The following is a 23,214-nucleotide window of genomic DNA, read 5'->3' as shown; positions in this document are numbered from 1 at the left end:
GGTGAACCAGAACGACATGGGTGCCGACCTCAAGTCGGTACTCATCACCAAGGAAGAGATCGACGCCAAGCTGGCCGAGCTGGCGGCGAAGATCGACGAGGAGTACGCGGGCAAGGACCTGCTCATCGTCGGCGTCCTCAAGGGCGCCGTGATGGTGATGGCGGACCTGGCACGCGCCCTGTCCACCCCTGTCACCATGGACTGGATGGCCGTCTCCTCCTACGGGGCGGGCACCCAGTCCTCGGGCGTCGTCCGGATCCTCAAGGACCTGGACACCGACATCAAGGGCAAGCACGTCCTGATCGTCGAGGACATCATCGACTCCGGACTGACCCTGTCCTGGCTGCTGTCCAACCTCGGCTCGCGCGAGCCGGCCTCCCTGGAGGTCTGCACCCTGCTGCGCAAGCCGGACGCCGCCAAGGTGGCGATCGACGTACGGTGGATCGGCTTCGACATCCCCAACGAGTTCGTCGTCGGCTACGGGCTGGACTACGCGGAGAAGTACCGCAACCTCCCGTTCGTCGGCACGCTCGCCCCGCACGTCTACGGGGGCTGAACGGCCGGGGCCGCCGCGGCCCGGGAACCCCGGCCGCCTTCCCGCCGTTGGAGGAAGGGAAGGCGGCCACGGGCGACGAAGCTGGGGTACCGTCCGAAGAACAGCTTTTTATCCCGCACCCGTGCTGACCCAGAAGCCAGCACGTAGTCTCACACTCTCACAGCAGCATTTACCTACGGGCAGGAGGGACGGGGCGTCATCGCTCCGTATGGATGGACGTGAAGCGATACTTCCGTGGGCCGGTCATGTGGATCGTGCTGGCCGTCCTCGCCGTGGTCGTGTTGATGCAGGTCGTCGGCTCGTCGGGCGGCTACAAGACGGTGGACACCGGCAAGGTCGTTCAGGCGATCACCAAGAACCAGGTCGACCAGGTCAAGCTGACCACCGGCGACGAACAAATGATCAAGGTCGACCTCAAGGACGGCCAGAAGATCGACGGCAGCGACAAGATCCAGGCGAGCTACATCGGGACCCAGGGTTCCGACCTCGCCGCGACGCTGCAGCAGAAGTACGAGGCCGACGAGATCAAGGACGGCTACACGATCTCGCCGACGAAGCAGAGCGCCTTCGTCTCCGTGCTGCTCTCGCTGCTGCCCTTCGTCCTGATCGTCCTGGTCTTCCTCTTCCTGATGAACCAGATGCAGGGCGGTGGCTCCCGCGTCATGAACTTCGGGAAGTCCAAGGCCAAGCTGATCACCAAGGACACCCCCAAGACGACGTTCGCCGACGTCGCCGGCTCGGACGAGGCCGTCGAGGAGCTCCACGAGATCAAGGAGTTCCTCCAGGAGCCCGCGAAGTTCCAGGCCGTCGGCGCCAAGATCCCCAAGGGCGTGCTGCTGTACGGCCCGCCCGGCACCGGCAAGACGCTGCTCGCCCGCGCCGTCGCGGGTGAGGCGGGCGTGCCGTTCTACTCGATCTCCGGCTCCGACTTCGTCGAGATGTTCGTCGGCGTCGGCGCCTCGCGCGTCCGCGACCTCTTCGAGCAGGCCAAGGCGAACGCCCCGGCGATCGTCTTCGTCGACGAGATCGACGCGGTCGGCCGCCACCGCGGCGCGGGCCTCGGCGGTGGCCACGACGAGCGCGAGCAGACCCTCAACCAGCTCCTCGTCGAGATGGACGGCTTCGACGTGAAGGGCGGCGTCATCCTGATCGCCGCCACCAACCGGCCGGACATCCTCGACCCGGCGCTGCTGCGCCCGGGCCGCTTCGACCGCCAGATCGCGGTCGACCGGCCGGACATGCAGGGCCGTCTGGAGATCCTCAAGGTCCACCAGAAGGGCAAGCCGGTCGCGCCCGACGTCGACCTCGCCGCCGTCGCCCGCCGCACGCCCGGCTTCACCGGCGCCGACCTGTCGAACGTGCTGAACGAAGCCGCGCTCCTCACCGCGCGCAGCAACAACAAGCTCATCGACAACCACATGCTGGACGAGGCGATCGACCGCGTGGTCGCGGGCCCGCAGAAGCGGACCCGCATCATGTCGGACAAGGAGAAGAAGATCACCGCGTACCACGAGGCCGGTCACGCCCTCGTCGCCGCGGCCTCCCCGAACTCCGACCCCGTCCACAAGATCACCATCCTGTCCCGCGGCCGGGCCCTCGGTTACACGATGGTCCTGCCGGACGAGGACAAGTACTCGACCACGCGCAACGAGATGCTCGACCAGCTCGCGTACATGCTGGGCGGGCGCGCCGCCGAGGAACTGGTCTTCCACGACCCGACCACCGGCGCCGCGAACGACATCGAGAAGGCCACGGCCACGGCCCGCGCGATGGTCACGCAGTACGGCATGACCGAGCGCCTCGGCGCGATCAAGTTCGGTGGTGACAACACCGAGCCGTTCCTCGGCCGTGAGATGGCGCACCAGCGCGACTACTCCGAGGAGGTCGCCGCGCTGGTCGACGAGGAGGTCAAGAAGCTCATCGAGACGGCGCACAACGAGGCGTGGGAGATCCTCGTCGAGAACCGCGACGTCCTCGACAACCTCGTCCTCCAGCTGCTGGAGCGGGAGACGCTCGGCAAGGAGGAGATCGCCGAGGTCTTCGCGCCGATCGTCAAGCGCCCGCCGCGCCCGGCCTGGACCGGCTCCTCGCGGCGTACGCCCTCGACGCGGCCGCCGGTGCTCTCGCCGAAGGAGCTGGCGCTGACCAACGGCGCCGCCCCCGCGGTGACCACCACGACCGTCGAGACCACCAAGGCGGCCGAGCCGGCCCCCGAGGAGCGCCCCGAGTCCTGACGGGGCCCTGCCCCGGACCCGGAATGGATGCCGCGCCCACCAGGTTTTAGCCTGTGAGGGCGCGGCATTCGCGTACTCCAGGCGCGGCATTCGCGTATTCCAGGCAAGACGGAACGAGGCACCCATGACCGACCCGGTGACGCTGGACGGCGAGAGCGCGATCGGCGTGTTCGACGCGAAGCGCGCGGAGAGCGCCGTACGCGAACTCCTCATTGCGGTCGGCGAGGACCCGGACCGCGAGGGGCTGCGCGAGACGCCGGCCCGGGTCGCCCGCGCCTACCGGGAGATCCTCAGCGGCCTCTGGCAGGAGCCCGAGGACGTGCTCACGACGACGTTCGACCTCGGCCACGACGAGATGGTCCTGGTGAAGGACATCGAGATCGTCAGCCTGTGCGAGCACCACCTGCTGCCGTTCCACGGCGTGGCGCACGTCGGCTACATCCCCGCCGAGAGCGGCAAGATCACCGGCCTGTCGAAGCTGGCCCGCCTGGTCGAGGTGTACGCGCGCCGTCCGCAGGTCCAGGAGCGGCTGACGACGCAGATCGCCGACTCGCTGATGCGGATCCTGGAGGCACGCGGCGCGATCGTGGTGATCGAGGCCGAGCACATGTGCATGTCGGTGCGCGGCATCCGCAAGCCGGGCGCGAAGACCACGACGTCCGCGGTGCGCGGGCAGCTGCGGGACGGGTCGACGCGGGCCGAGGCGATGAGCCTCATAATGGCGCGCTGACACCGCTCTCCCCACGGTCCGTCATCGACGCTTCGTCCTCGACGGCCCGCCCCCACGGTCCGGCCGGCGCTTCGGCGCCGGCCGTGCGTCATGCGGGGGTGGCCGTGGGGGTCGTCGGGTCGTCGTCCTCGGGGAGCCGGCAGACGCGCTCCAGGAAGAGCGCCGCCGCTATCACCGCGATTCCGGCCACCACCGCGGAACCGGCGTAGATGGCCTGGTCGCGGCGGGCCGGCACGTCCAGCGAGCCGAGCAGGAAGACGCCCACCCCGCCGTACATGCCGCTGACGACCGCGGTGACCAGTGCGCTCGACTGGCCGAAGACGACCGCGCGGGCCGCCATCAGCGGCTCGACGCCCTTGGCGCCCGGGCGCCGCTCCCGCTGGGCCTTCAGCCGGGCCCGCAGGGACAGCGCGGTCGCCGTGAGGACGGCCGCGATGGCCCCGAGCACGATCGGCGCGGCCAGCGGGACGCTCGGCAGGGTGCCGAGCGCGTCCCACAGCCGGGCGCCGCCCCAGGACAGGACTCCGGCCACCACGAAGAGTCCGGCCAGTACCTTGACCCGCAGTTGCTTCACCGGTGTCCTTCGCCTGTGTCAGTGCCGTGCGTGTCGTGACTGCTGTGCGTGTGGTGCGTGCTGTGCGGGGGGTTCCGCCCGGTCGGCCGGGCCTCCCCCGGGGACAACGCTCACTCGGGCAGGCGGAGTTCCAGGTCGTCCCGGACGGCCACGCCCTCCTGACCGAGGCCCGCCAGGAGCTCGGCGACCGGGCCCGCGCCGGGGAGCTGGGCGTCCGGGTCGACGTCCAGCCACGGGCGGAGCACGAAGGCCCGCTCACGGGCGCGCGGGTGCGGCAGGGTGAGCGTCGGGTCGTCGGAGAGCTCGTCCGCGTACGCCACGATGTCCACGTCGATGGTCCGGGCGCCCCACCGCTGGGTGCGGACCCGGTCGAAGGCCTCCTCCACGGCCTGCGCCCGCTCCAGGAGGGACGCCGGCGGCAGCGTCGTCTTCACGACGACGACCGCGTTGAGGTAGCGGGGCTGCGAGTCCGGCTCGACGCCCCAGGGTTCCGTCTCGTAGACCTGGGACACGGCCTTCACCCGAACACCCGGCGTGTCCTCCAGGGCGTCCACGGCTCCCTGGAGGTTCTCCAGGCGGTTGCCGAGGTTGCCCCCGAGGGACAGCACGGCCTTCCTCGGGTTGGTCAGCGTGGTGTCGGCCGCGTCGACCTGCTCCGTCACGGAGGCGGGCACCGGCTGTACCGTCGGGTCGCTGGGCGTGCGGTTCATACACGGCTCCGGGTGATGGTGATGGTCACGTCGTCGAAGGGCACGGTGATCGGGGCGTCCGGCTTGTGCACGCACACCTCGACCTCCTGGACGCCCTGGTGCTTCAGGCACTGCTGGGCGATGCGCTCGGCCAGTGTCTCGATCAGGTCGACCGGCTCGCCCTGCACCACGTCGACGACCTCTTCCGCGACGATGCCGTAGTGGACGGTCTTGGCCAGGTCGTCGTCCGCGGCGGCGGGGCGGGTGTCGAGGCCCAGGACGAGGTCCACGATGAACGTCTGGCCCTCCTCCCGCTCCCGGGGGAAGACGCCGTGGTGCCCGCGGGCCTTGAGGCCGCGCAACGCGACACGATCCACGCGAATCACTCCTGCTGTCGTAGGTCTGGCGGGCAGCCGGCCGGGTGCGGCGGTCCGGTTGCCACCCCACGAATCTACCCGCGGGCACCGACACGGTCCGCGCACGGCCCCGCAGGCGGCGTTCCCACCCGCTCGCCTACCCACTCGGAGGGCTCACACCGCGCCCTCGTCGTCCTCCTCGTCGTCGGATTCCGCCAGGACGGGCGAACCGTGGTGGGACCAGACCTTCCAGCCCTCCGCGGTGCGGCGGAAGACGTTCGTGGCCACGACGAGCTGCCCCACCAGCGGGCCCAGCTCCGCGCCGTCCTCGGCGGGGCCGCCGCTGAGGATGTTCTCCGTACACGTCACCAGCGCCGTGTCGGCGACGACGGAGACCTTCACGTCGGTCAGGAAGAACTGGATGTACTCGGTGTTCGCCATGATCAGGGCGTACGAGCGCAGCACCTCGCCCCGTCCGGTCAGCACCGGCCAGCCCGGGTGGACGCACGAGACGTCGCCGTGCCGCTCGTCGAGCCACAGGTCGGCGATCTCCTCGAAGTCGCCCCGCTCCATCGCCTCGTAGAAGGCGGTGTTGGCCTGCTCGACGGCCTCGGTGTCGGTGCGCGCGCCGCCGCTCACGAGGCGGCGCCCTCGACGGCGCGGGCCACGCGGACCGCGTCCGCCGTCGCCCGCACCTCGTGGACGCGGACGGCCCAGGCGCCCTCGTGCGCCGCGATCGCGGAGACCGCGGCCGTGGCGGCGTCCCGCTCCCGGGCGGGCGGCGGGGCGTGCCCCTCCCCGGCCAGCACCCGGCCGAGGAACCGCTTGCGGGAGGCGGCGACGAGGAGGGGCCGGCCGAGGGCGCGCAGGTCGCGCAGGTGCGCGACGAGGGCCAGGTCGTGCTCCGCCTGCTTGGCGAAACCGAGCCCCGGGTCGACGATGAGCCGTTCGGGGGCGATGCCGCCCGCCACGACGGCCTCCACGCGCGCGTGGACCTCGGCGACGACCTCGGCGACGACGTCGTCGTACACGGCGAGGCTGTTCATCGTGTCGCTGAAGCCGCGCCAGTGCATCACCACGAACGGCGCCCCCGCGGCGGCGACCGCCGGGATCATGCCGGGGTCGGCCTGGCCGCCGCTGACGTCGTTGACCAGGGCGGCGCCGGCCTCGATCGCCGCGTGGGCGACCGAGGCGCGCATGGTGTCCACGGAGACGGTGACCCCCTCGGAGGCCAGGCCCCGCACGACCGGGACGACCCGCCGCAGCTCCTCTTCCTCGTCGACGCGGGTGGCGCCGGGGCGGGTCGACTCGCCGCCGACGTCCACCAGGTCGGCGCCCTGGGCGACCAGGTCCAGGCCGTGCTTGACGGCGGCGGTGGTGTCGAACCAGCGCCCGCCGTCGGAGAAGGAGTCGGGCGTCACGTTCACCACGCCCATGACCGCACAGCGGTCCCACTCCGGCAGGCCCTGGACCGTGCCCCGTCCGCGCAACGTACTCATGCACCCAGCCTAGGGGGTGTCGTCCCGGTGGGGTCGGGGCAGCGGGGTCCGGGCCGTGCCGGTGCAGGCCCGTCGTGGTGGTGGGGCGTCGGGGATCCCGGGGCCGGGTGGGGCGGGGTCCGTGACGGCGCCGGTGCCGGTCCGTCCGGCGGGTGGTCTCTCCGGGGCCGGTGGGGCGGGTAGGGGGGCGCATGGGGTCACCTCCGCAGGGCCGGCGGGCTCGGGCCCCGGCGGAGTCACCCGCCCGCCTCCGCCGACTCCTGGGGGGCGCCGCCCCCCGTACGACCCCTCCCGGCCGTCCGCGACCGGGGTGACCGCCCGCCGGACGGGCGGGATGCCGGCGCGGCCCGTCAGGCCGCGCGCATGCCCTGTTCGCCGGTGGTGGGCGTGATGTGGGCGCAGGGCCGGGCCGTGCGGGTCGCGGCGCGGCGGAACGGGCGGGGCGGCGTCAGGTTCACGAAGCCCTCGGCCTGCATGGCGGCGAAACCGATGCGGGGCAGGTCGCGGCTGCTGCGGTACACGACGAAGCGCGGCTCCCAGCGGGGCTGGAACTTCGCGTTGAACTTGTACAGCGACTCGATCTGGAACCAGCGAGACAGGAAGACCAGCAGGCCGCGCCAGAGGCGCAGCACCGGGCCCGCGCCCAGCTTCTCGCCGCGGGCCAGGGCGGAGCGGAACATCGCGAAGTTCAGGGAGACCCGTGCGACGCCGAGCTGCGGGGCCGCCTGGAGGGCGGCGACGATCAGCAGCTCGTTCATGCCGGGGTCGGCGGCGCGGTCACGCCGCATGAGCTCCAGCGACATCCCGTCCCGGCCCCACGGCACGAAGTGGATGATCGCCTTCAGGTCGCCGTAGGGGGAGGTGTCGGTGGTCTCGTCGGCCTTGTGGGCGGTGGCGATGACGGCGTCGCCGTCGCCCGGGTCGCCGATGCGGCCGAGGGCCATGGAGAAGCCCCGCTCGGTGTCCGTGCCGCGCCAGGCCGCCGCGGCCAGGCGGATGCGCTCCAGCTCGCCGTCGGAGAGGTCACGGACACGCCGGACCCGCGTCTCGTAGCCGTTGCGCTCGATGCGCTTGACCATCTGGCGGACGTTCCGCATGGCGCGCCCGGAGAGGGAGAAATCCGGGACGTCCACCACCGCCTCGTCCCCGAGCTCCAGGGCGTCCAGGCCCGTCTCGCGGGTCCAGACCTGGCCGCCGGTCTCGGAGCAGCCCATGACGGCGGGGGTCCAGGAGTGGGCCTTGGCCTCGTCCATGAACCGCTCGATCGCGCCGGGCCACGCCTCGACGTCGCCGATCGGGTCGCCGCTGGCGAGCATCACGCCGGAGACGACGCGGTAGGTGACGGCGGCCTTGCCGCTGGGCGAGAAGACGACCGCCTTGTCGCGGCGGAGGGCGAAGTGGCCGAGCGAGTCACGTCCGCCGTGCCGGGCGAGCAGCTCGCGCAGCCGCGCCTCGTCGTCCTCGGTGAGCCGGGCGACCGGGTGCTCGGGGCGGAAGGCGAGGTAGATGGTGGTGATGGCGGTGAGCAGGCCGAGGGCGCCGAGCGAGTAGCCGACGGTCCACGACACGCTGCCGCCGTAGGCGACGGGTCCCTCGACGCCGAACAGGCCCAGCAGGACGTGTTCCAGGCGGTCGCTCAGACCGGGGTCACCGACCACCTTGCCCGGGTGGGCGCTGACGATGACCAGGCCGAGGCCGATCGAGCCGGCGCCCATCAGGACGAAGTTGGCGAGGGCGCGCCAGCGGCTGCGCGGGTCGGGCAGCGCGGCGAACTCCTTGCGGTGGCGCAGCAGCAGGGCCAGCAGCGCGAGGGAGAGCAGCACGCCGACGACGGAGTGGCGGTAGAGGAACTGCGCCACGGCGCCCGCGGGGAGCAGGACGACCGCGGCCCGCCAGGCCCGCCGCTTGTGGCGCTTGAGTCCGTGGGCGAGGAGCAGCAGGAGGACGCCGACGCTCAGTGCCAGCGCGGCGGACAGCGGTCCCAGCGTGCCGGGCAGCACCTCCACGACGTCGTGGAAGCGGCTCGCCCGGAAGCGGGGGAAGACCCCGGCGGCGATGTCGATCAGGCCGATGAAGGTGCACGCCGCGCCGACGAGCGAGGGCACCTTCTCGGCACGCGGTCCGCGCAGGACCCGGCGTACCCGAGCCGGAACCGATCCCGACTTATCCCCATCTACCGTCACAGACATGGCTTCCCGTGGCTCCGCGAGAGATCGACGTGTCCCTTCGGCCCGAGCTTCTCGGCGCCGGACAACCGGACTATGTGCGCCTTCTAGGACGGCGTGCCCGGCCGGGGGGTTCACTCGCGGCCCGGAAAATCTCGACCGCTCGACTGAAGAAGAAGGCTTGGACGACGCATGGGTCTCACCAGTAACAAAGTCCTGGCGCTCGCCGTCCTCGTGGCCGTGGTGCTGTTCGCCCTGACGGTCCGGCTGTGGCCGCGGCTCGCGCGGCGGGGCCCGAAGGCGGTGCTCGGCAGGGTGGGCCTGCTCCTGGTGACCCAGCTGTCGCTCTTCGCGGCGGTGGGGCTGGCCGCGAACAACTACTTCCTGTTCTACGGCTCCTGGGCGGACCTGCTGGGCCAGGAGCAGGAGATGGGCGTGGTCGTCGACCACTCGGCGGGCAGCCGTGACGTCCGGGTCGTCGAGAAGCGCGGCATGGACGTGCCGGGCGGCCACCACCCGGCGACGGGCGGTCAGATACAGAAGGTCGTCGTGGAAGGGCCGCGCTCGGGCATCGAGAGCCCGGCCTACGTGTACCTGCCGCCGGAGTACTTCCAGCCCGCCCACGCCCGCCGCACCTTCCCGGCCGCCGTCGTGCTGACCGGCTACCCGGGCACCGCGGAGAACCTCCTCAAGGGACTGCGCTACCCGCGCACCGCGTACGACCAGGCCAAGGCGGGGAAGATGCAGCCGATGGTCCTGGTGATGCTGCGGCCGACGGTCGCGCCGCCGCGGGACACCGAGTGCGTCGACGTGCCGGGCGGGCCGCGGACGGAGACGTTCTTCGCGCGGGACCTGCCGGAGGCGATCTCGCGGACGTACCGGGTCGGCACGAAGCCGCGCAACTGGGGCTTCATCGGCAACTCGACCGGCGGCTACTGCGCGCTGAAGATCGCGCTGCACCACCCGGACCGGTTCGCGGCGGGCGCCGGGCTGTCCGCCTACTACAAGGCGGCCGAGGACGTCACGACCGGCGACCTCTTCCGCGGGGACGCGAAGCTGCGCAACCGCGCCGACCTGCTGTGGAGCCTGGACAACGTCCGGCAGGGGGCGTCGTCGTTCCTCGTGACGACGTCACGGCAGGGCGAGGGGAACCTGAGGGGGACGCGGGACTTCATCGCGAAGGTGAAGGCCCCCGCGCGCGTGTCGTCGATCACGCTGGACAGCGGCGGCCACAACTTCGGCACGTGGAACCGCGAGATACCGCCCGCCCTGGTGTGGATGAGTGGGCGTCTCAGCGCGGTCTGAGCGGCCCGAGCGGCTCGGGAGGGGGTGGGCGCGGGCGCGGTTCAGCGGGGTGCCGTGCCGTCCACCGAGCGGCGCAGGGCCTCGTGGAGCCGGTCCGGGGTGATGACCCCCGCGTAGCGCCCGCCGTCGGCCGGGTCCACGACGGCGACCCAGCCCGCGTCGTACCGGAGCATCGTCGAGAACGCCTCCTTCAGCGAGCCGCCGAGCGGCACGCGCGCGTCCATGGGCCGCGTCCGCTCGCGGACCGTGGCCGGGCCGGCCCCGGGGGCCGTCTCCGGGTCGGCGGGGAGCCAGCCGTACGGCCGGCCGTCGGCGTCCAGGACCACGCAACGGCCCTGCCCCGCGCGCGGGAGGGGGTCGTCGAGCCGGACGACCGGCGGGTGGTCCAGGTGGCCCTCCTCCACCGGCGTGACCGCGAGCCGCCGCAGGGCCCGGTCGGCGCCGACGAAGTCCGCGACGTACGGGGTGGCCGGGGCGCCGAGGACCGTGGCCGGCGTGTCGAACTGCTCGATCCGCCCGTGTCCGTAGACGGCCATGCGGTCGCCGAGCCGTACGGCCTCCTCCAGGTCGTGGGTGACGAACAGGACCGTCTTGCGCACCTGGGACTGCAGCTTGAGGAACTCCGTCTGCAGGCGCTCCCGCACGACCGGGTCGACCGCGCCGAACGGCTCGTCCATCAGCAGGACGGGCGGGTCGGCCGCCAGCGCCCGCGCCACGCCCACGCGCTGGCGCTGGCCACCGGAGAGCTGGTCCGGGTACCGGTCGCCGAAGGCGCGCGGGTCGAGGCCGACCAGGTCGAGCAGTTCCGCGGCGCGGGAGCGGGCCGCGGCGCGGCCGGTCCCGAGGAGGCGCGGCACGGTCGCGGTGTTCTCCAGGACCGTGCGGTGGGGGAAGAGGCCGACCTGCTGGATGACGTAGCCGATGCCGCGCCGCAGGGCCACCGGGTCGGTCGTGGCGACGTCCCGGCCGTCGACGAGCACCCGTCCGGAGGTGGGCTCGACCAGCCGGTTCACCATCTTCATCGTGGTCGTCTTGCCGCAGCCCGACGGACCGACGAGGGTGACCAACTCGCCCTCGGCCACCTCGAACGACAGGTCGTCGACGGCCGTGGTGCCGTCCGGGTACCGCTTGGTGACGTGCTCGAACCGGATCACTGCTGCTCCCCCTCGTGACGTACCGACCCTGTCACACGCCGGTTCCGCGACGTGTGGGGCTGTGTGGCGTGTGGTGACGCAGAGGCCCATGGTGCCCTCTTGGCGGGTTCTCCGGTGATTGTCGGTGGTGCGGGTTAGGGTCGTTTGCGGTCGAACACCACATCGAGGCGGGGAGGTGGGGGAGCGATGAGCGGATGTCTCGCGGCGAACGCGTGGATCTGCCCGGAGTACGTGAGCTCCCGTGCCCAGGAGCTCACGGACGCGACCGTCCAGCACGTGTGGATCACGGTCGTCTCGGTGCTCGTCGGGCTCGCCGTCGCCTTCCCGCTGGCGCTGCTGGTGCGCGCCCGGCCCGCCTTCGCGGGGCCCGTGCTCGGGCTGACGACCGTGCTGTACGCGGTCCCGTCCCTGGCGATGTTCTCCCTGCTGCTCCCGCTCTTCGGGCTGTCGGCGGCGCTGGTCGTGACCGGTCTGGTGCTGTACTCGCTGACGATCCTCGTGCGGAACATCCTGGCCGGCCTGGCGGCGGTGCCCGAGGAGACGCGTGAGGCGGCCCGCGGCATGGGGTACGGGCCGGGGCGGCTGCTGTGGGAGGTCGAGCTGCCGCTCGCGCTGCCCGCCGTGCTGGCGGGCGTGCGGATGGCGACGGTGTCGACGGTCGCCCTGACGACCGTGGGCGCGCTGGTGGACTACGGCGGTCTGGGCACGCTGATCACCAGTGGACTGAAGAGCTTCTTCAAGGCCCAGGTGCTGACCGCCTCGGTGCTCTGCGTCCTGCTGGCGGTCACCGCGGACGCGCTGCTGCTGGCGCTCCAGCGGCTGCTGACGCCCTGGACACGGGCGCCCCGCGCGCGGGGATGCGCGTCACCCGGCCCCGCGTCACCCGGCCCCGCGTCACCTGGCTTGGCGTCACCTGGTTCTGCTGCGGCCCGTGACGCCGTGGGGCGTGATGCTGCGGCCCGTGACGCCGTGGCGCGTGATGCCGTGCGGAAGGCGGACTGAGCGATGGGTGTGGTGGCCGACGCCTGGGCGTGGCTGGCGACGGGGGCGAACTGGCAGGGCGAGGCGGGAGTCTGGCACCGGCTGGGGGAGCACCTGTGGTTCAGCGGGGTCAGCCTGGCCCTCTCCTGCCTGATCGCCCTGCCGGCCGCCTTCTGGCTCGGGCACGTCGGCAAGGGCGGCGCGCTCGCCGTGAACGTCTCCAACGTCGGCCGGGCGGTCCCCACGCTCGCGGTGCTGGTGCTGTTGACGCTGACCCCCCTCGGCAGACAGGGCGGCGTGCCGACGATCGTCGCGCTGGTGCTCTTCGCCGTGCCGCCGCTGCTCACCAACACCTATCTGGGGATGCGGGAGGTGGACCGGTCGGTGGTCGAGGCGGCCCGCGGCATGGGCATGTCGGGCGGTCAGCTCTTCCGCACGGTCGAGCTGCCCCTGGCACTCCCCCTGGTGATGACGGGCCTGCGGCTGGCCGCCGTCCAGGTGATCGCCACGGCGACGCTCGCCGCGATGGCGGGCGAGGGCGGCCTCGGACGGATCATCACCGCGGGTTTCCACACGTACGACACCGCGCAGGTGTTCGCAGGGGCGCTGCTCGTCGGCGCCCTCGCCCTGCTCGTCGAGGGCGTGCTGGCGGCGGCGGGCAGGGCGCTCGCGGGCCATGGACGGAAACGGACGGAGACCTGAATCGTGAAGAGCAGAACCATCCGCGTGGCCGGGGCGGCCCTGGGCGTGCTCGGCATGACCGCGGGGCTGGCCGCCTGCGGCGGCAGCAGCCTGGAGGAGCGCGGCGGTGCGGCGGGGTCCGGTGAGCCCTCCGGCGCGGCGAGCGGCGGCACGGTCGTCGTCGGCTCGGCCGGGTTCACCGAGTCGCAGATCCTCGCGGAGCTGTACGCGCAGGTCCTCGCCGACGCCGGGTACCGCACGTCCATCAGGACGGTGGAGAACCGCGAGTTGTACCAGCCATCCCTGGAGAAGGGCGAGATCGACGTCGTACCGGAATACGCGGCTACGCTTGCGGAATTCCTCAACGCGAAGGTGAACGGCCCGAAGGCGCCACAGGAGAAGCCGGTCGCCTCCAGCGATGTCACGGCCACCGTCGCCGCACTGGAGAAGCTCGCCGGGCCGCGCGGACTGAAGGTCCTCCCGGCCGGCCGCGCGGTCGATCAGAACGCTTTCGCCGTCAGCCGCGAATTCGCCGCGCAGAACAAGCTGCGGACGCTTTCCGACCTCGGCCGGTCGAAGGTGAAGGTGAAGATCGCGGCGGGTGACGAGTGCACCGTACGGCCGTTCTGCGCACCCGGGCTCAAGTCCCGGTACGGGATCGACGTGACGGGTGTCGACCCCAAGGGCGTGGGCACCCCGCAGGCCAAGCAGGCGGTGAAGGACGGGGTCGACCAGCTGGTCCTCACCACCACGACGGACGCCACGCTCGACGCCTTCGGCCTGGTGATCCTGGAGGACGACAAGAAGCTCCAGAACGCCGACAACGTCCTGCCCGTCGTCAATGCGCGGGACGCCGGATCACCGGAGATCGCCGCCGCACTGGGCAAGATCACCAAAACGCTGACCACCGCCGACCTGGCCGAGTTGAACCGCAAGGTCGACGCCGAGCGCGCGAAACCGGTGGATGTCGCCAAGGAGTACCTGGGAGAGAAGGGGTTGCTCCGCCGGTAACTGCGAACGCCTTCCCGAGTACGCACGAGTCGGCCGGTCGGCCCGGCCCGCAGCACGTCGGCGAAACATTGCCGGGCCGACACCCCGAACGACGCCTACGCACGGTAAATTTCAGGCCATGCCACGTGGACGCCACCGCCATTCCCCGCCCCTGCACCGGCTTCTGCCGCCCTCCGCGGTGGCCGGAGCGTCCGTCCTCTGCGCGTCGGGCGCCTGGCTCCTGGCCGATCCGCTGGCGCTGCGCCTGCTCGTCGCGGCCACGGCGGCCGCCGCCGTCACGGGCGCCGTCCTCATGCGGGCCTGGGACCGCACGGCGGGCCGCCGCGTCGCCGAGCTGACCCGCGCCCGCGCGAGCGACCAGTGGAAGACCGACGAGCGCATAGCCGAGCTGGAGGCGGACCTGGAGGAGTCCCGCGCCCTGCGCGCGAAGCTCGACGCCAAGCTGCGCGCCAAGCGGGTCGAACTCGCGGGCCTGCGCAACGAACACGCCGGACTGCTCCGCCGGTACGCCACCGCCGAGACCGAGCGGGCCAGCGCCCTGGAGGGCCGCCGCCGACTCGCCCTGGGAACCGCGGCGGGCACGGCGGGCACCCCGGCCGCCGGCGCCTCCGGTCCGCAGGGGCCGGAGGCCGCGTCCACGGTGTCCACCGCGTCCACGGCGTCCGGCTCCCCGGAGTCCCTGGCGGCCTCGGCGTCGCCCGCCGGTTCGCCCTCCGCGCCGACCGGGGCCGACTACCTGCGCGCCGCCCAGGCCCTGCGCCGGCTGACGCGCAACGCCGCCGCGCAGGAGGCCCGCCGGATCGCGGAGACCGCGCCGCGCCCCACCGCCGGCACCCCCGAACGGGCCCCGGTGGCCACGCGCCCCGTGTCCGCCGCGGCCGCCATCGTCCCGTACGCCGCCCAGCGCCGTCCGGCCCCCCGGCTGGAGGGCGGCTTCGACTTCTTCGGCACGCAGAAGGGCGCCGGGGGACAGGCCGGTGGTACGGGAGCGGCCGGTACGGGGCAGGCCGGTAGCGGAGCGGCCGGTACCGGGCAGGGCGGTGCGGGACAGGGCGGTGCCGGCGGGCCCTCGGCCGCGCTGGAGGCCGCCGTCCAGCAGGAGGACCTGGCGGACGTGGTCGGCGCGGAGGCCCTCGCCGCCGAACGGCCGGACGGACGGCGCGACACGGAGCAGGCCGTCGGCCAGGTCATCGACCTGACCGCGCACGACGAGACCGAGCAGCTGGACGTGGTCGAACTGCGGGACGCCGTCAGCTCGTAGGCATCACCCATCGGGTGAGGCGGCGTCAGGAGGCGGCAGCGCCGTCAGGTGGCGCCCCGCGCGGCACGGACGACACGGCGGCGGCCGGGGAGGAATCCCTCCCCGGCCGCCGCCGTCCGCGCCTACTTGTCGATGTCGCCGACGACGAAGAAGAACGAGCCGAGGATCGCCACCATGTCGGCGACGAGCGTCCCCGGGAGCAGCTCCGCCAGCACCTGGATGTTGTTGTACGAGGCGGAGCGCAGCTTCAGCCGGTACGGGGTCTTCTCGCCCTTGGAGACCAGGTAGTAGCCGTTGATGCCGAGGGGGTTCTCCGTCCAGGCGTACGTGTGGCCCTCGGGGGCCTTGAGGACCTTCGGCAGGCGCTGGTTGATGGGCCCCGGCGGCAGCTCCGCGAGCCGGTCCAGACAGGCGTCGGCCAGCTCCAGCGCGTTGTGCGTCTGCTCCAGCAGGCACTCGAACCGGGCCAGGCAGTCACCCTCCTGCCGGGTGACGACCTTCAGCGCGTCCTGCAGCTCCCCGTACGCCAGGTACGGCTCGTCGCGCCGCAGGTCGAAGTCCACCCCGGAGGCGCGGGCGATCGGCCCGCTCACCCCGTACGCGTGCACGGCCTCCGGGGACAGCACGCCCACGCCGCGGGTACGGCCCCGGAAGATCTCGTTGCCGAGGACCAGCCGGTCGTACACGTCCATGCGGGAGCGGATGGCGGCCACCGCCTGGCGCGCCCGGCCGAGCCAGCCCGCGGGCAGGTCCTCCTTCAACCCGCCGACCCGGTTGAACATGTAGTGGATCCGGCCGCCGGAGACCTCCTCCATGACGTGCTGGAGGTCCTCCCGCTCACGGAAGGCGTGGAAGATCGGCGTGATGCCGCCCAGCTCCAAGGGGTACGAGCCGAGGAACATCAGGTGGTTGAGGACCCGGTTCAGCTCGGCGAGGAGCGTGCGCGTCCACACCGCCCGCTCGGGGACCTCCATGCCGAGCATCCGCTCGACGGCCATCACGACGCCCAGCTCGTTGGCGAAGGCCGACAGCCAGTCGTGCCGGTTCGCCAGCATGATGATCTGCCGGTAGTCACGGGCCTCGAAGAGCTTCTCGGCGCCGCGGTGCATGTAGCCGATCACCGGCTCGGCGTGCTGGATCAGCTCACCGTCGAGGACCAGGCGGAGGCGGAGCACACCGTGCGTGGAGGGGTGCTGGGGGCCGATGTTGAGCACCATGTCGGTGCTCTCCGCGGCACCGCCGATGCCGACCGTGGTCTCCCTGTGCTGGGTGGTCTCCGTCATGCCGGACAGTATCCCTCGGCGGGCGCCCGCTGGAGGAGCCAGGTGAACCCGCCGAGCCCGCCGCGCGCCGTCAGCTCCGCGGCCTCGCCCGCCGTGGCGAGGGCGCGGACGTACGCGGCCGGGTCGCGGGAGGCGAGCGCCGGCGGGGGCCGCTCGCCGGACACCCCGAGGCGGTGCAGCGCCTCCCGCTGGGAGAGCAGCCCGACGGGCCCGGCGGGCAGCACGGAAGCGGCACGCGCACCGGGCGGCTGGCCCGGGGTGCGGCACGCGTCGGGAGTGGCGTGGGTGTCGGTGGGGGTGTACGCGCCGGGAGTGGCGGGCGCGCCGGTGGGGCCCGTGGTGATGGGAGGCTCGCGTCGGCTGTGCGTGTCGGTGGCGGTGGCGGTGTCGGTGGCGTGGGCGTGGGCGTCGGTGGGGGCCGCGCCGGTGGGGCCCGCGCCGGTGCGGTGCGACGCGGCCGCCGCCGCGCAGGCGTCCACGGCGACGTGCGCCGTGATGTCGCACGAACCGTCCGGTACCGGCTCCACCTCCCGGCCCTCGCGGAACCCGGTCAGCGTGCCGAACGGCGGACGGGTCGCCGCCGTGTGCGCGTAGTCCACGGCGACCGCCAGCCCGGCCGCCAGGCTGCCCGCCGCGCGCGCCCACGCCTCGTCGCGGGGGCGGCCGATCTCGGCGCGCCCACCCGGCTCCCGCAACGGCCACCAACGGGCGAGCCACGCCGCGTCCGCCCCGGCCACCGGCGCGCCGAGCCGTTCGGTGCCGTCCCGCCGCACCTCCACGTACCGGGGCGTGCCGTCGTCATCCACCTGCGCGACGTCGACCGGGACGTTGTCCAGCCACTCGTTCGCGAAGAGCAGTCCCCGCACCCCGGCAGGCGGCCGCGCCACCCACTCCACGCGCGGATCCAGCCCGGGCGGGCGAGGGGCCTTCTCGACCGCGTACGCGCGGACACGGAGCCCGGGCGGCAGTGCCGCGAGCACAGCCGTCACCAGCTCGCCCCGCCCCGCTCCCACGTCGACGAACGCAACCTCGCCCCCCAGCCCCGCCGCGACCTCCGCCAGCAGGCGGGCGACGGCTGCCGCGTACAGCGGAGAGGCGTGCACGGAGGTGCGGAAGTGACCCGCGGGCCCTTCGGGACGGAGGTAGAAGCCGCCCGGCCCGTACAGCGCGACCTCCGTCGCGTCCCGCCAGCGACGCCAGGAGTGGTCGTCCCAGGTCACACCAGTGCGCTCAGCCGTCTCGTCCGTCACGGGCCCAGTGTCCACCTTGGGGAGTAGGAGCCTTCGCACCGGATCGCACTCCCGGTTGACCCATGCACCTATCCCGTTTCCCTACGCTTGCTACGTGCAGCGCCTCTACGACTTCCTCCGCAGGCACCCGACGGGCGTCGACAGCTTCTGGGCGGTGATGCTCTTCGGGTTCTCCCTGCTGTGGGTGGCCCAGGTCCCGGAAGGGCCCGACGACGTGATCGGCGCGCTCGTCGTGGCCACCTTCGGGCTGGTCGTCGCGCTGCGCCGCCGCGCGCCCGAGAAGATGCTGCTCCTGGCGGTCCTCCTCGGCGTCGTCCAGTTGCTGCTGGACTTCCCGCCGAACCCGGCGGACTTCGCGATGCTCGTCATCATCTACAGCGTCGCCGCCCACGACGGGCCCCGCTGGGCGTCCCGCCTGGCACTCGTCGGCGGGGCGTGCGCCGCCTCCATCTCCCAGGTGCGCTGGCCCGTGGAGAACGTCTCCGTCGCCGGCCAGATCTTCTTCACCGTCGTGATGTCCGTGCCGTTCGTGCTGGCCTGGGTGCTCGGCGACTCCATGCGCACCCGCCGCGCCTACCTCGCCCAGCTGGAGGAGCGCGCGGCCCGGCTGGAGCGGGAGCGGGAGGCCCAGTCCAAGGTCGCCGTCGCCGCCGAGCGCGCCCGGATCGCCCGGGAGCTCCACGACGTCGTCGCGCACAACGTCTCCGTCATGGTCGTCCAGGCCGACGGCGCCGCGTACGTGCTCGACACCTCGCCCGACCTGGCGCGGCAGGCGCTGGAGACCATCTCGTCCACCGGCCGGCAGGCCCTGGCGGAGATGCGCCGACTGCTCGGCATCCTCCGCACGGGGGAGCCGGAGGAGGCGGGGGAGTACGTGCCGCAGCCCGACGTCCAGCAGATCGAGGACCTGGTCGAACAGGTCCGCACCGCCGGCCTGCCCGTCGACTTCAAGGTCGAGGGCACCCCGCGCCGGCTCCCCAGCGGCGTCGAGCTCACCGCGTACCGCATCGTCCAGGAGGCGCTGACCAACACCCGCAAGCACGGCGGACCGGACGTCGGGGCGAGCGTGCGGCTGACGTACTTCGACGACGGGCTCGGACTGCTCGTCGAGGACGACGGGCGGGGCGCCGCGCAGGAGATGTACGTGGACGGCGGCGCCGACGGCCGGGGCCACGGCCTCATCGGCATGCGGGAGCGGGTCGGCATGGTGGGCGGCACGCTCGACGCCGGGCCCCGGCCGGGCGGCGGCTTCCGCATCAGCGCCCTGCTCCCCCTGAAACCCGCCCACTAGCCCCCACGGCCCCGACCACGGGCCCCCGCCACCACCGGCCACGGCTCTTCGCCCACGGGCCCGACCGCATCTCCTCGCCCACGGGCGGCCCCCCTCCGACCGCCCCCTCCGACCGCTCCGTAGCCCCCGCCACCACATCCCCCCTCAGGAAGAGGACCCGCAGAATGACGATCCGACTGATGCTCGTGGACGACCAGGTGCTGCTGCGCACCGGTTTCCGCATGGTGCTGGCCGCGCAGCCGGACATGGAGGTCGTGGCCGAGGCGGGTGACGGCGTCGAGGCCCTGCAGGTGCTGCGGTCGACGGCGGTCGACGTCGTGCTCATGGACGTCCGCATGCCGAAGCTCGACGGCGTGGAGGCCACCCGCCGCATCTGCTCCGAACCCGGCGCCCCCCGGGTCCTCATCCTCACCACCTTCGACCTGGACGAGTACGCCTTCTCCGGGCTGAAGGCCGGCGCGAGCGGGTTCATGCTGAAGGACGTGCCCCCCGGCGACCTCCTCGCCGCGATCCGCGCCGTCCACAGCGGCGACGCGGTCGTCGCCCCCTCCACGACCCGGCGGCTCCTGGACCGGTTCTCCCCGATGCTGCCCAGCAGCGGCACCTCACACCGGCCGGAGCACAAGGGCCTGGAACGACTCACCGACCGCGAGCGCGAGGTCATGCTCCTCGTCGCCCAGGGACTGTCGAACGGCGAGATCGCCGCCCGCCTCGTCCTCTCCGAGGCCACCGTGAAGACCCACGTCGGCCGCATCCTCACCAAGCTGGAGCTCCGCGACCGCGTCCAGGTCGTGGTCCTCGCCTACGAGACCGGACTGGTCCGCGCGGGCGGCGGGACGCTCCCCTGATGCTGCTGTGGATCAACGGGCCCTTCGGCGGCGGCAAGACCCAGACCGCCCACGAACTGCACCGCCGCCTTCCGGGCAGCGTCGTGTGCGACCCGGAGGAGGTCGGCTTCGGCCTGCACCGCATGACGCCCCGCCCGCTGCGCGGCGACTTCCAGGACCTGACCGCCTGGCGGCACGGCGTGCACGAGGTACTGGACCTGGTCCTGCGCCGCCACGACGGCGGCCCCGTCATCGCACCGATGACCCTGGTCGAACCGGCCTACTTCGCCGAGATCGTCGGACGACTCCGCGCCGACGGCCACGACGTGCACCACTTCGCCCTCCTCGCCCGGCGCGAAACGGTCCTGCGGCGGCTGACCGAACGCGGACTGGGACGCGGCGTGAAGAGGGAGAGCTTCGCCGTGGCCAAACTCGACCACTGTCTGGCGCGCCTCGCCCGACCCGAGTTCGCCCGACACCTCCACACCGACCGCATGACTGTCCCTCAGGTCGCGGAGGAGATCGCCGCCTCGGCGGGCGTACGACTGCTCCCCGACACGTACGGCCCGCTCCGCCACCGGCTGCACCGCCTCCGCGTCGGCCTGCGCCACATCCGCTTCGACTGACCGCCCCGGCCCCCACCCCCTCCCCCCGCCCCCGGCCCGTCCGCCCCCGACCCACCCCCGCCCCCATGCCCTACCGCAGCACCGCCTCCAGGAAGTCGCTGCCGATCCGGGCGACGGCCGCCACGTCGAGCTGGTGCAGCACGTACCGCCCCCTCCGGCGGACCGCGACCAGCTCCGCCTTCTTCAGAACCGACAGGTGGCGGGACACCTCCGGCGGCGTGATCCCGTACGTGTCGGCCAGCTCGCTCGTCGTGTACGAACCGCGCGCCAGCTGCCGGCACAGCCGCATCCGCAAGGGGTGCGCCAGCGCCTCCATCCGCCGCTGGAGCAGCTCCACCGACGCGGGCCCCGGCATGGCGGGCGCCCCGACCGGGTACTGCACGACGGGCCGCCAACCCGGCGCGTGCAGCACCAGCAGATGCGGCCAGCCGAAGCTGGTCGGCACGAACGTCACGCCCGGCCCGACCTCCGGGTCCACGGCCGTCGTCCGCCCGTGCGCCAGCTTGTCCACGTGGATCCGGCGCCGCGCCCCGTCCTCCTCCAGGGCGATCGCCGGGGACACCGCGCGCAGTGCCTCCGACAGGCCCCTGCGGCGCAGGAGCTCGCCCTTCTCCCGCGCGTCGGCCACGAGCCCCGGCCCGATCCGCCGCCACGTGTCGGCGAAGAACGCCTCGTCGCAGTCCTCGAACAGCCGGCGCAGCCACGCGCGGACACCACTCGGGTCGTCCAGCAGCCGGCGGGTGAAGTCCAGCTGCCGAGGGCCCCGGTTGGCGGCCAGCTCCAGGACGCGGGCCGGCCGTACCGGATCCCCGGAGGTGTACGTGGAGCAGTTGAACTCCAGCGCCGCCCTGACGAACCGCTCCTCGTCCAGCCGGTCGAGCAGGTCGAGCTCCTCCGCGAGCGTCGTCCCCGGCCGGCCGTCCCCGCCGCGCACTCCCGCGTACGGCAGGAACACGTCGGACATGGTCGCCGTCCACAGGAAGTTCGCCTCGTGGAGCCGGTCGGCGAGGTCGGGCTTCAACCCCGCCGAGGTCGCCGTGGCCCAGCCGTGCAGGCCGGGGTGGTGCGCCGGCTCGGCCAGGGCGTGCAGGGCGACGCCGAGCTCGGCGAGCGGTGAAAGATCGAAGGAGACGCGTTCGGACGGCAGGCCGGTGATGTCAATGGTCACGCTCACGCCCCCATGGTGCGGGGTGCCGCGGGGCAGTGGCGGCCACTTGACGACCCTCGTCAATCGACGCGCGACCCCGGCTCGGGCCGCTCCAGCCTGGACGCGTGAACGTGACGCAGCAGTACCTCCTCGACACCTATCGCGCCGCCCAGCACGGCACGCCCCACCCGCCCCCGCCCGGAGGCCGTCCCGCTCCTTCCTTCCGCGCGCTCCGGCGCCGGTGGGCACGGGCCGTGACCCCGGACCGGCCCGGACCCACCGCACCGCCTTCCGCTCAGTCCTCCCGCTCCACCTGACGCACGTACCCCATGAAGTCCACCACCGCCTCTCCCACCTCGTCGGCCGTCCACTCCAGCCCCGGTGCCGCGACCGTCACCTCGGTCACCGCGACACCGGGCGGACCGGCCGCGCTCCCCGCGAACCAGCGGCGGAACAACACCCGCCCCGTCGCCTCCGCCTGCCGCACGGCGGCCTCCGTCAGTACCTCCGGCGCGTAGGGCAGCCACACCTGGAACTCGTGCGTGTGCGGCACTTCCGGGTGCACCCGGGACCACGGCACGGCCGCCGCTTCGAACCCCTTCCGCAGCCCCGCCGCGACGACCGCCGCGTGCGCCACGTACGACGGCAGCCTCGGCAGCTCCCGCGCCAGGCCCAGCAGGGCGGCCACTGCCGCCGGGTGCTGCTGGAAGACGCTGCCTCCGTAGCGGTGGCGCCACGCCCGCGCCTCCTCCACGAACGACTCCGGCCCCACCAGCGCCGCACCGGACAGACCACCCAGCGACTTGTAGAACGACACGTAGACGCTGTCCGCCAGCTCCGCGATCTCCGGCAGCCCCCGCCCGAAGTGCACCGTGGTCTCCCACAGGCGGGCCCCGTCGAAGTGCACGAGGGCGTCCCGCTCCCGGGCCGCCTCCACCACCTCCTCCAACTCGTCCCAGGTCGGCAGGACGAACCCGGCGTCCCGCAACGGCAGCTCCACCATCAACGTCCCGAACGGCTCCTCCACCCCGCGCACCTCGTCCGCCGTCGGCAACCGCCCCTCCCGCGTCGGGTGCACCGTCCGCAGCCCGCTGACCGCCCCCAGCGCGCCCCGCTCGTGCACCTCCGGATGCGCCAGGGGGTGCAGCGCCACGACGGGGTTGCCCGTGCGTCCCGCCCAGCACCGCAGCGCCACCTGCTGCGCCATCGTCCCGGTGGGGAAGAACGCCGCCGCCGGGAACCCGAGCAGCTCCGCCACCCGCCGCTCCAGATGCTCGACCACCCCGTCCCCGTACAGATCGACGGCTCCCTCCAGGTCGTACACCGAGGGCCCCTCTTCTGCCAGCACCCGGAGCCACTCCGCAGGCGTCCCCTCCGCCGACCCCCTGGCCAGCACCCGATCGGCCCCTCGCCACGCGGCGATCCGTCGTTGCCGCTGCTCCTGCCCCTCCTCTCCTCCTCCTGGCTTCTGCCGCTCCGTGCTCTCGCCGTCGTCCGTCATCACATCAGCCATGCGCCGATCATCCGGTGCGTCGTCCACAAGCGCCCGCGATTATCGGACCGGGTGCTGTGGCCTGTGGACAGTGCGGAAGCG

22 protein-coding genes are annotated in these 23,214 nt (G+C 73.0%); 11 read left to right on the top strand and 11 right to left on the bottom strand.

What is annotated here, in order from left to right; genetic code table 11:
- Positions 1-16: 16 nt before the first annotated feature.
- The 3 genes from hpt (at position 17) to folE (ending at position 3,520) form a co-directional block, all read left to right on the top strand.
- Positions 17-556 carry a hypoxanthine phosphoribosyltransferase gene (gene hpt / locus ACF053_RS09035; RefSeq protein WP_058945511.1) on the top strand — a complete coding sequence of 180 codons (540 nt, stop codon included), beginning with the start codon at positions 17-19 and terminating at the stop codon, positions 554-556.
- Positions 557-768: 212 nt separating this feature from the next.
- Positions 769-2,790, top strand: coding sequence for an ATP-dependent zinc metalloprotease FtsH (gene ftsH, locus ACF053_RS09030; RefSeq protein WP_391953265.1), 2,022 nt, complete (start codon positions 769-771; stop codon positions 2,788-2,790).
- 124 nt (positions 2,791-2,914) lie between these two features.
- On the top strand, positions 2,915-3,520 hold the full coding sequence (folE, locus tag ACF053_RS09025; RefSeq protein WP_058942825.1) for a GTP cyclohydrolase I FolE: 606 nt from the start codon (positions 2,915-2,917) through the stop codon (positions 3,518-3,520).
- An 88-nt stretch (positions 3,521-3,608) separates the two neighbouring features.
- On the opposite strand, the gene ACF053_RS09020 is transcribed toward folE, so the two are convergent.
- The 6 genes from ACF053_RS09020 to ACF053_RS08995 all read right to left on the bottom strand — a co-directional run bounded on the left by ACF053_RS09020 (position 3,609) and on the right by ACF053_RS08995 (position 8,827).
- A complete protein-coding gene (locus ACF053_RS09020; RefSeq protein WP_391953264.1) occupies positions 3,609-4,094 on the bottom strand; it encodes a DUF3180 domain-containing protein in 486 nt (161 codons plus the stop codon).
- A gap of 110 nt (positions 4,095-4,204) precedes the next feature.
- Entirely contained in the window at positions 4,205-4,804 is a 600-nt protein-coding gene (gene folK / locus ACF053_RS09015) for a 2-amino-4-hydroxy-6-hydroxymethyldihydropteridine diphosphokinase (RefSeq protein WP_391953263.1), read from the bottom strand.
- Complete coding sequence (gene folB / locus ACF053_RS09010; RefSeq protein ID WP_391953262.1) at positions 4,801-5,160, bottom strand: dihydroneopterin aldolase; 360 nt, start codon at positions 5,158-5,160, stop codon at positions 4,801-4,803. Before folB ends, folK begins: the two co-directional genes overlap by 4 nt.
- 153 nt (positions 5,161-5,313) lie before the next feature.
- Positions 5,314-5,778 (bottom strand): nuclear transport factor 2 family protein, encoded by a 465-nt coding sequence (locus ACF053_RS09005; protein WP_391953261.1) that lies wholly within the window; start codon positions 5,776-5,778, stop codon positions 5,314-5,316.
- Positions 5,775-6,638: a dihydropteroate synthase gene (gene folP / locus ACF053_RS09000; protein ID WP_391953260.1), complete on the bottom strand. Its 864-nt coding sequence runs from the start codon at positions 6,636-6,638 to the stop codon at positions 5,775-5,777. Before folP ends, ACF053_RS09005 begins: the two co-directional genes overlap by 4 nt.
- A gap of 350 nt (positions 6,639-6,988) precedes the next feature.
- Positions 6,989-8,827, bottom strand: coding sequence for a phosphatidylglycerol lysyltransferase domain-containing protein (locus tag ACF053_RS08995; RefSeq protein ID WP_391953259.1), 1,839 nt, complete (start codon positions 8,825-8,827; stop codon positions 6,989-6,991).
- A gap of 168 nt (positions 8,828-8,995) precedes the next feature.
- Between ACF053_RS08995 and ACF053_RS08990 the strand changes: the two genes are divergently transcribed.
- Complete coding sequence (locus tag ACF053_RS08990; RefSeq protein WP_391953258.1) at positions 8,996-10,108, top strand: alpha/beta hydrolase; 1,113 nt, start codon at positions 8,996-8,998, stop codon at positions 10,106-10,108.
- A gap of 41 nt (positions 10,109-10,149) precedes the next feature.
- Here ACF053_RS08990 and ACF053_RS08985 read toward each other — a convergent pair whose 3' ends face one another.
- Positions 10,150-11,262, bottom strand: a complete 1,113-nt coding sequence (locus ACF053_RS08985) for an ABC transporter ATP-binding protein (protein WP_391953257.1) — start codon at positions 11,260-11,262, stop codon at positions 10,150-10,152.
- A gap of 186 nt (positions 11,263-11,448) precedes the next feature.
- On the opposite strand from ACF053_RS08985, the gene ACF053_RS08980 reads away from it, so the two are divergent.
- The 4 genes from ACF053_RS08980 (at position 11,449) to ACF053_RS08965 (ending at position 15,196) form a co-directional block, all read left to right on the top strand.
- A complete protein-coding gene (locus ACF053_RS08980; protein ID WP_391953256.1) occupies positions 11,449-12,264 on the top strand; it encodes an ABC transporter permease in 816 nt (271 codons plus the stop codon).
- 3 nt (positions 12,265-12,267) lie between these two features.
- Positions 12,268-12,945 (top strand): ABC transporter permease, encoded by a 678-nt coding sequence (locus ACF053_RS08975; RefSeq protein ID WP_391953255.1) that lies wholly within the window; start codon positions 12,268-12,270, stop codon positions 12,943-12,945.
- Between the two features lie 54 nt (positions 12,946-12,999).
- Positions 13,000-13,935, top strand: a complete 936-nt coding sequence (locus tag ACF053_RS08970; RefSeq protein ID WP_391953684.1) for an ABC transporter substrate-binding protein — start codon at positions 13,000-13,002, stop codon at positions 13,933-13,935.
- A gap of 118 nt (positions 13,936-14,053) precedes the next feature.
- Positions 14,054-15,196, top strand: coding sequence for a hypothetical protein (locus tag ACF053_RS08965; RefSeq protein ID WP_391953254.1), 1,143 nt, complete (start codon positions 14,054-14,056; stop codon positions 15,194-15,196).
- 122 nt (positions 15,197-15,318) lie between these two features.
- On the opposite strand, the gene ACF053_RS08960 is transcribed toward ACF053_RS08965, so the two are convergent.
- Both ACF053_RS08960 and ACF053_RS08955 read right to left on the bottom strand, forming a co-directional pair.
- A complete protein-coding gene (locus ACF053_RS08960; RefSeq protein ID WP_391953253.1) occupies positions 15,319-16,479 on the bottom strand; it encodes an NADH-quinone oxidoreductase subunit D in 1,161 nt (386 codons plus the stop codon).
- Positions 16,476-17,729, bottom strand: a complete 1,254-nt coding sequence (locus ACF053_RS08955; protein ID WP_391953252.1) for an SAM-dependent methyltransferase — start codon at positions 17,727-17,729, stop codon at positions 16,476-16,478. Before ACF053_RS08955 ends, ACF053_RS08960 begins: the two co-directional genes overlap by 4 nt.
- A gap of 94 nt (positions 17,730-17,823) precedes the next feature.
- Here ACF053_RS08955 and ACF053_RS08950 point away from each other — a divergent pair, with 94 nt between their 5' ends.
- The 3 genes from ACF053_RS08950 (at position 17,824) to ACF053_RS08940 (ending at position 20,473) form a co-directional block, all read left to right on the top strand.
- Positions 17,824-19,020, top strand: a complete 1,197-nt coding sequence (locus ACF053_RS08950) for a sensor histidine kinase (RefSeq protein WP_058942836.1) — start codon at positions 17,824-17,826, stop codon at positions 19,018-19,020.
- 164 nt (positions 19,021-19,184) lie between these two features.
- Complete coding sequence (locus ACF053_RS08945) at positions 19,185-19,868, top strand: response regulator transcription factor (protein WP_391953251.1); 684 nt, start codon at positions 19,185-19,187, stop codon at positions 19,866-19,868.
- Positions 19,868-20,473, top strand: coding sequence for an AAA family ATPase (locus ACF053_RS08940; RefSeq protein WP_391953250.1), 606 nt, complete (start codon positions 19,868-19,870; stop codon positions 20,471-20,473). The genes ACF053_RS08945 and ACF053_RS08940 overlap by 1 nt, the downstream gene beginning before the upstream one ends.
- Positions 20,474-20,543: 70 nt before the next feature.
- Here the strand turns inward: ACF053_RS08940 and ACF053_RS08935 are convergent, their stop codons facing one another.
- Together ACF053_RS08935 and ACF053_RS08930 are read right to left on the bottom strand one after the other, a co-directional pair.
- Complete coding sequence (locus ACF053_RS08935; RefSeq protein ID WP_391953683.1) at positions 20,544-21,641, bottom strand: DUF5937 family protein; 1,098 nt, start codon at positions 21,639-21,641, stop codon at positions 20,544-20,546.
- A gap of 274 nt (positions 21,642-21,915) precedes the next feature.
- Positions 21,916-23,121, bottom strand: coding sequence for a threonine aldolase family protein (locus tag ACF053_RS08930; RefSeq protein WP_391953682.1), 1,206 nt, complete (start codon positions 23,119-23,121; stop codon positions 21,916-21,918).
- Positions 23,122-23,214: the final 93 nt, after the last annotated feature.

This window comes from Streptomyces kanasensis (assembly GCF_043077165.1).
In the GTDB taxonomy this organism is placed as follows: domain Bacteria; phylum Actinomycetota; class Actinomycetes; order Streptomycetales; family Streptomycetaceae; genus Streptomyces; species Streptomyces changanensis.
The sequence above is the reverse complement of the archived record's forward strand: the minus strand, read 5'-3'. Positions and strand labels throughout refer to the sequence as shown.

Coding starts and splice junctions, on each gene's coding strand:
- ACF053_RS08940 (WP_391953250.1), top strand. CDS start 19,868: ATGCTGCTGTGGATCAACGGGCCCTTCGGCGGCGGCAAGACCCAGACC.
- ftsH (WP_391953265.1), top strand. CDS start 769: ATGGACGTGAAGCGATACTTCCGTGGGCCGGTCATGTGGATCGTGCTG.
- ACF053_RS08995 (WP_391953259.1), bottom strand. CDS start 8,827: ATGTCTGTGACGGTAGATGGGGATAAGTCGGGATCGGTTCCGGCTCGG.
- ACF053_RS08975 (WP_391953255.1), top strand. CDS start 12,268: ATGGGTGTGGTGGCCGACGCCTGGGCGTGGCTGGCGACGGGGGCGAAC.
- ACF053_RS08990 (WP_391953258.1), top strand. CDS start 8,996: ATGGGTCTCACCAGTAACAAAGTCCTGGCGCTCGCCGTCCTCGTGGCC.
- folP (WP_391953260.1), bottom strand. CDS start 6,638: ATGAGTACGTTGCGCGGACGGGGCACGGTCCAGGGCCTGCCGGAGTGG.
- ACF053_RS08980 (WP_391953256.1), top strand. CDS start 11,449: ATGAGCGGATGTCTCGCGGCGAACGCGTGGATCTGCCCGGAGTACGTG.
- ACF053_RS08930 (WP_391953682.1), bottom strand. CDS start 23,121: ATGACGGACGACGGCGAGAGCACGGAGCGGCAGAAGCCAGGAGGAGGA.
- ACF053_RS08970 (WP_391953684.1), top strand. CDS start 13,000: ATGACCGCGGGGCTGGCCGCCTGCGGCGGCAGCAGCCTGGAGGAGCGC.
- hpt (WP_058945511.1), top strand. CDS start 17: ATGGGTGCCGACCTCAAGTCGGTACTCATCACCAAGGAAGAGATCGAC.
- folE (WP_058942825.1), top strand. CDS start 2,915: ATGACCGACCCGGTGACGCTGGACGGCGAGAGCGCGATCGGCGTGTTC.
- folK (WP_391953263.1), bottom strand. CDS start 4,804: ATGAACCGCACGCCCAGCGACCCGACGGTACAGCCGGTGCCCGCCTCC.
- ACF053_RS08945 (WP_391953251.1), top strand. CDS start 19,185: ATGACGATCCGACTGATGCTCGTGGACGACCAGGTGCTGCTGCGCACC.
- ACF053_RS08965 (WP_391953254.1), top strand. CDS start 14,054: ATGCCACGTGGACGCCACCGCCATTCCCCGCCCCTGCACCGGCTTCTG.
- ACF053_RS08960 (WP_391953253.1), bottom strand. CDS start 16,479: ATGACGGAGACCACCCAGCACAGGGAGACCACGGTCGGCATCGGCGGT.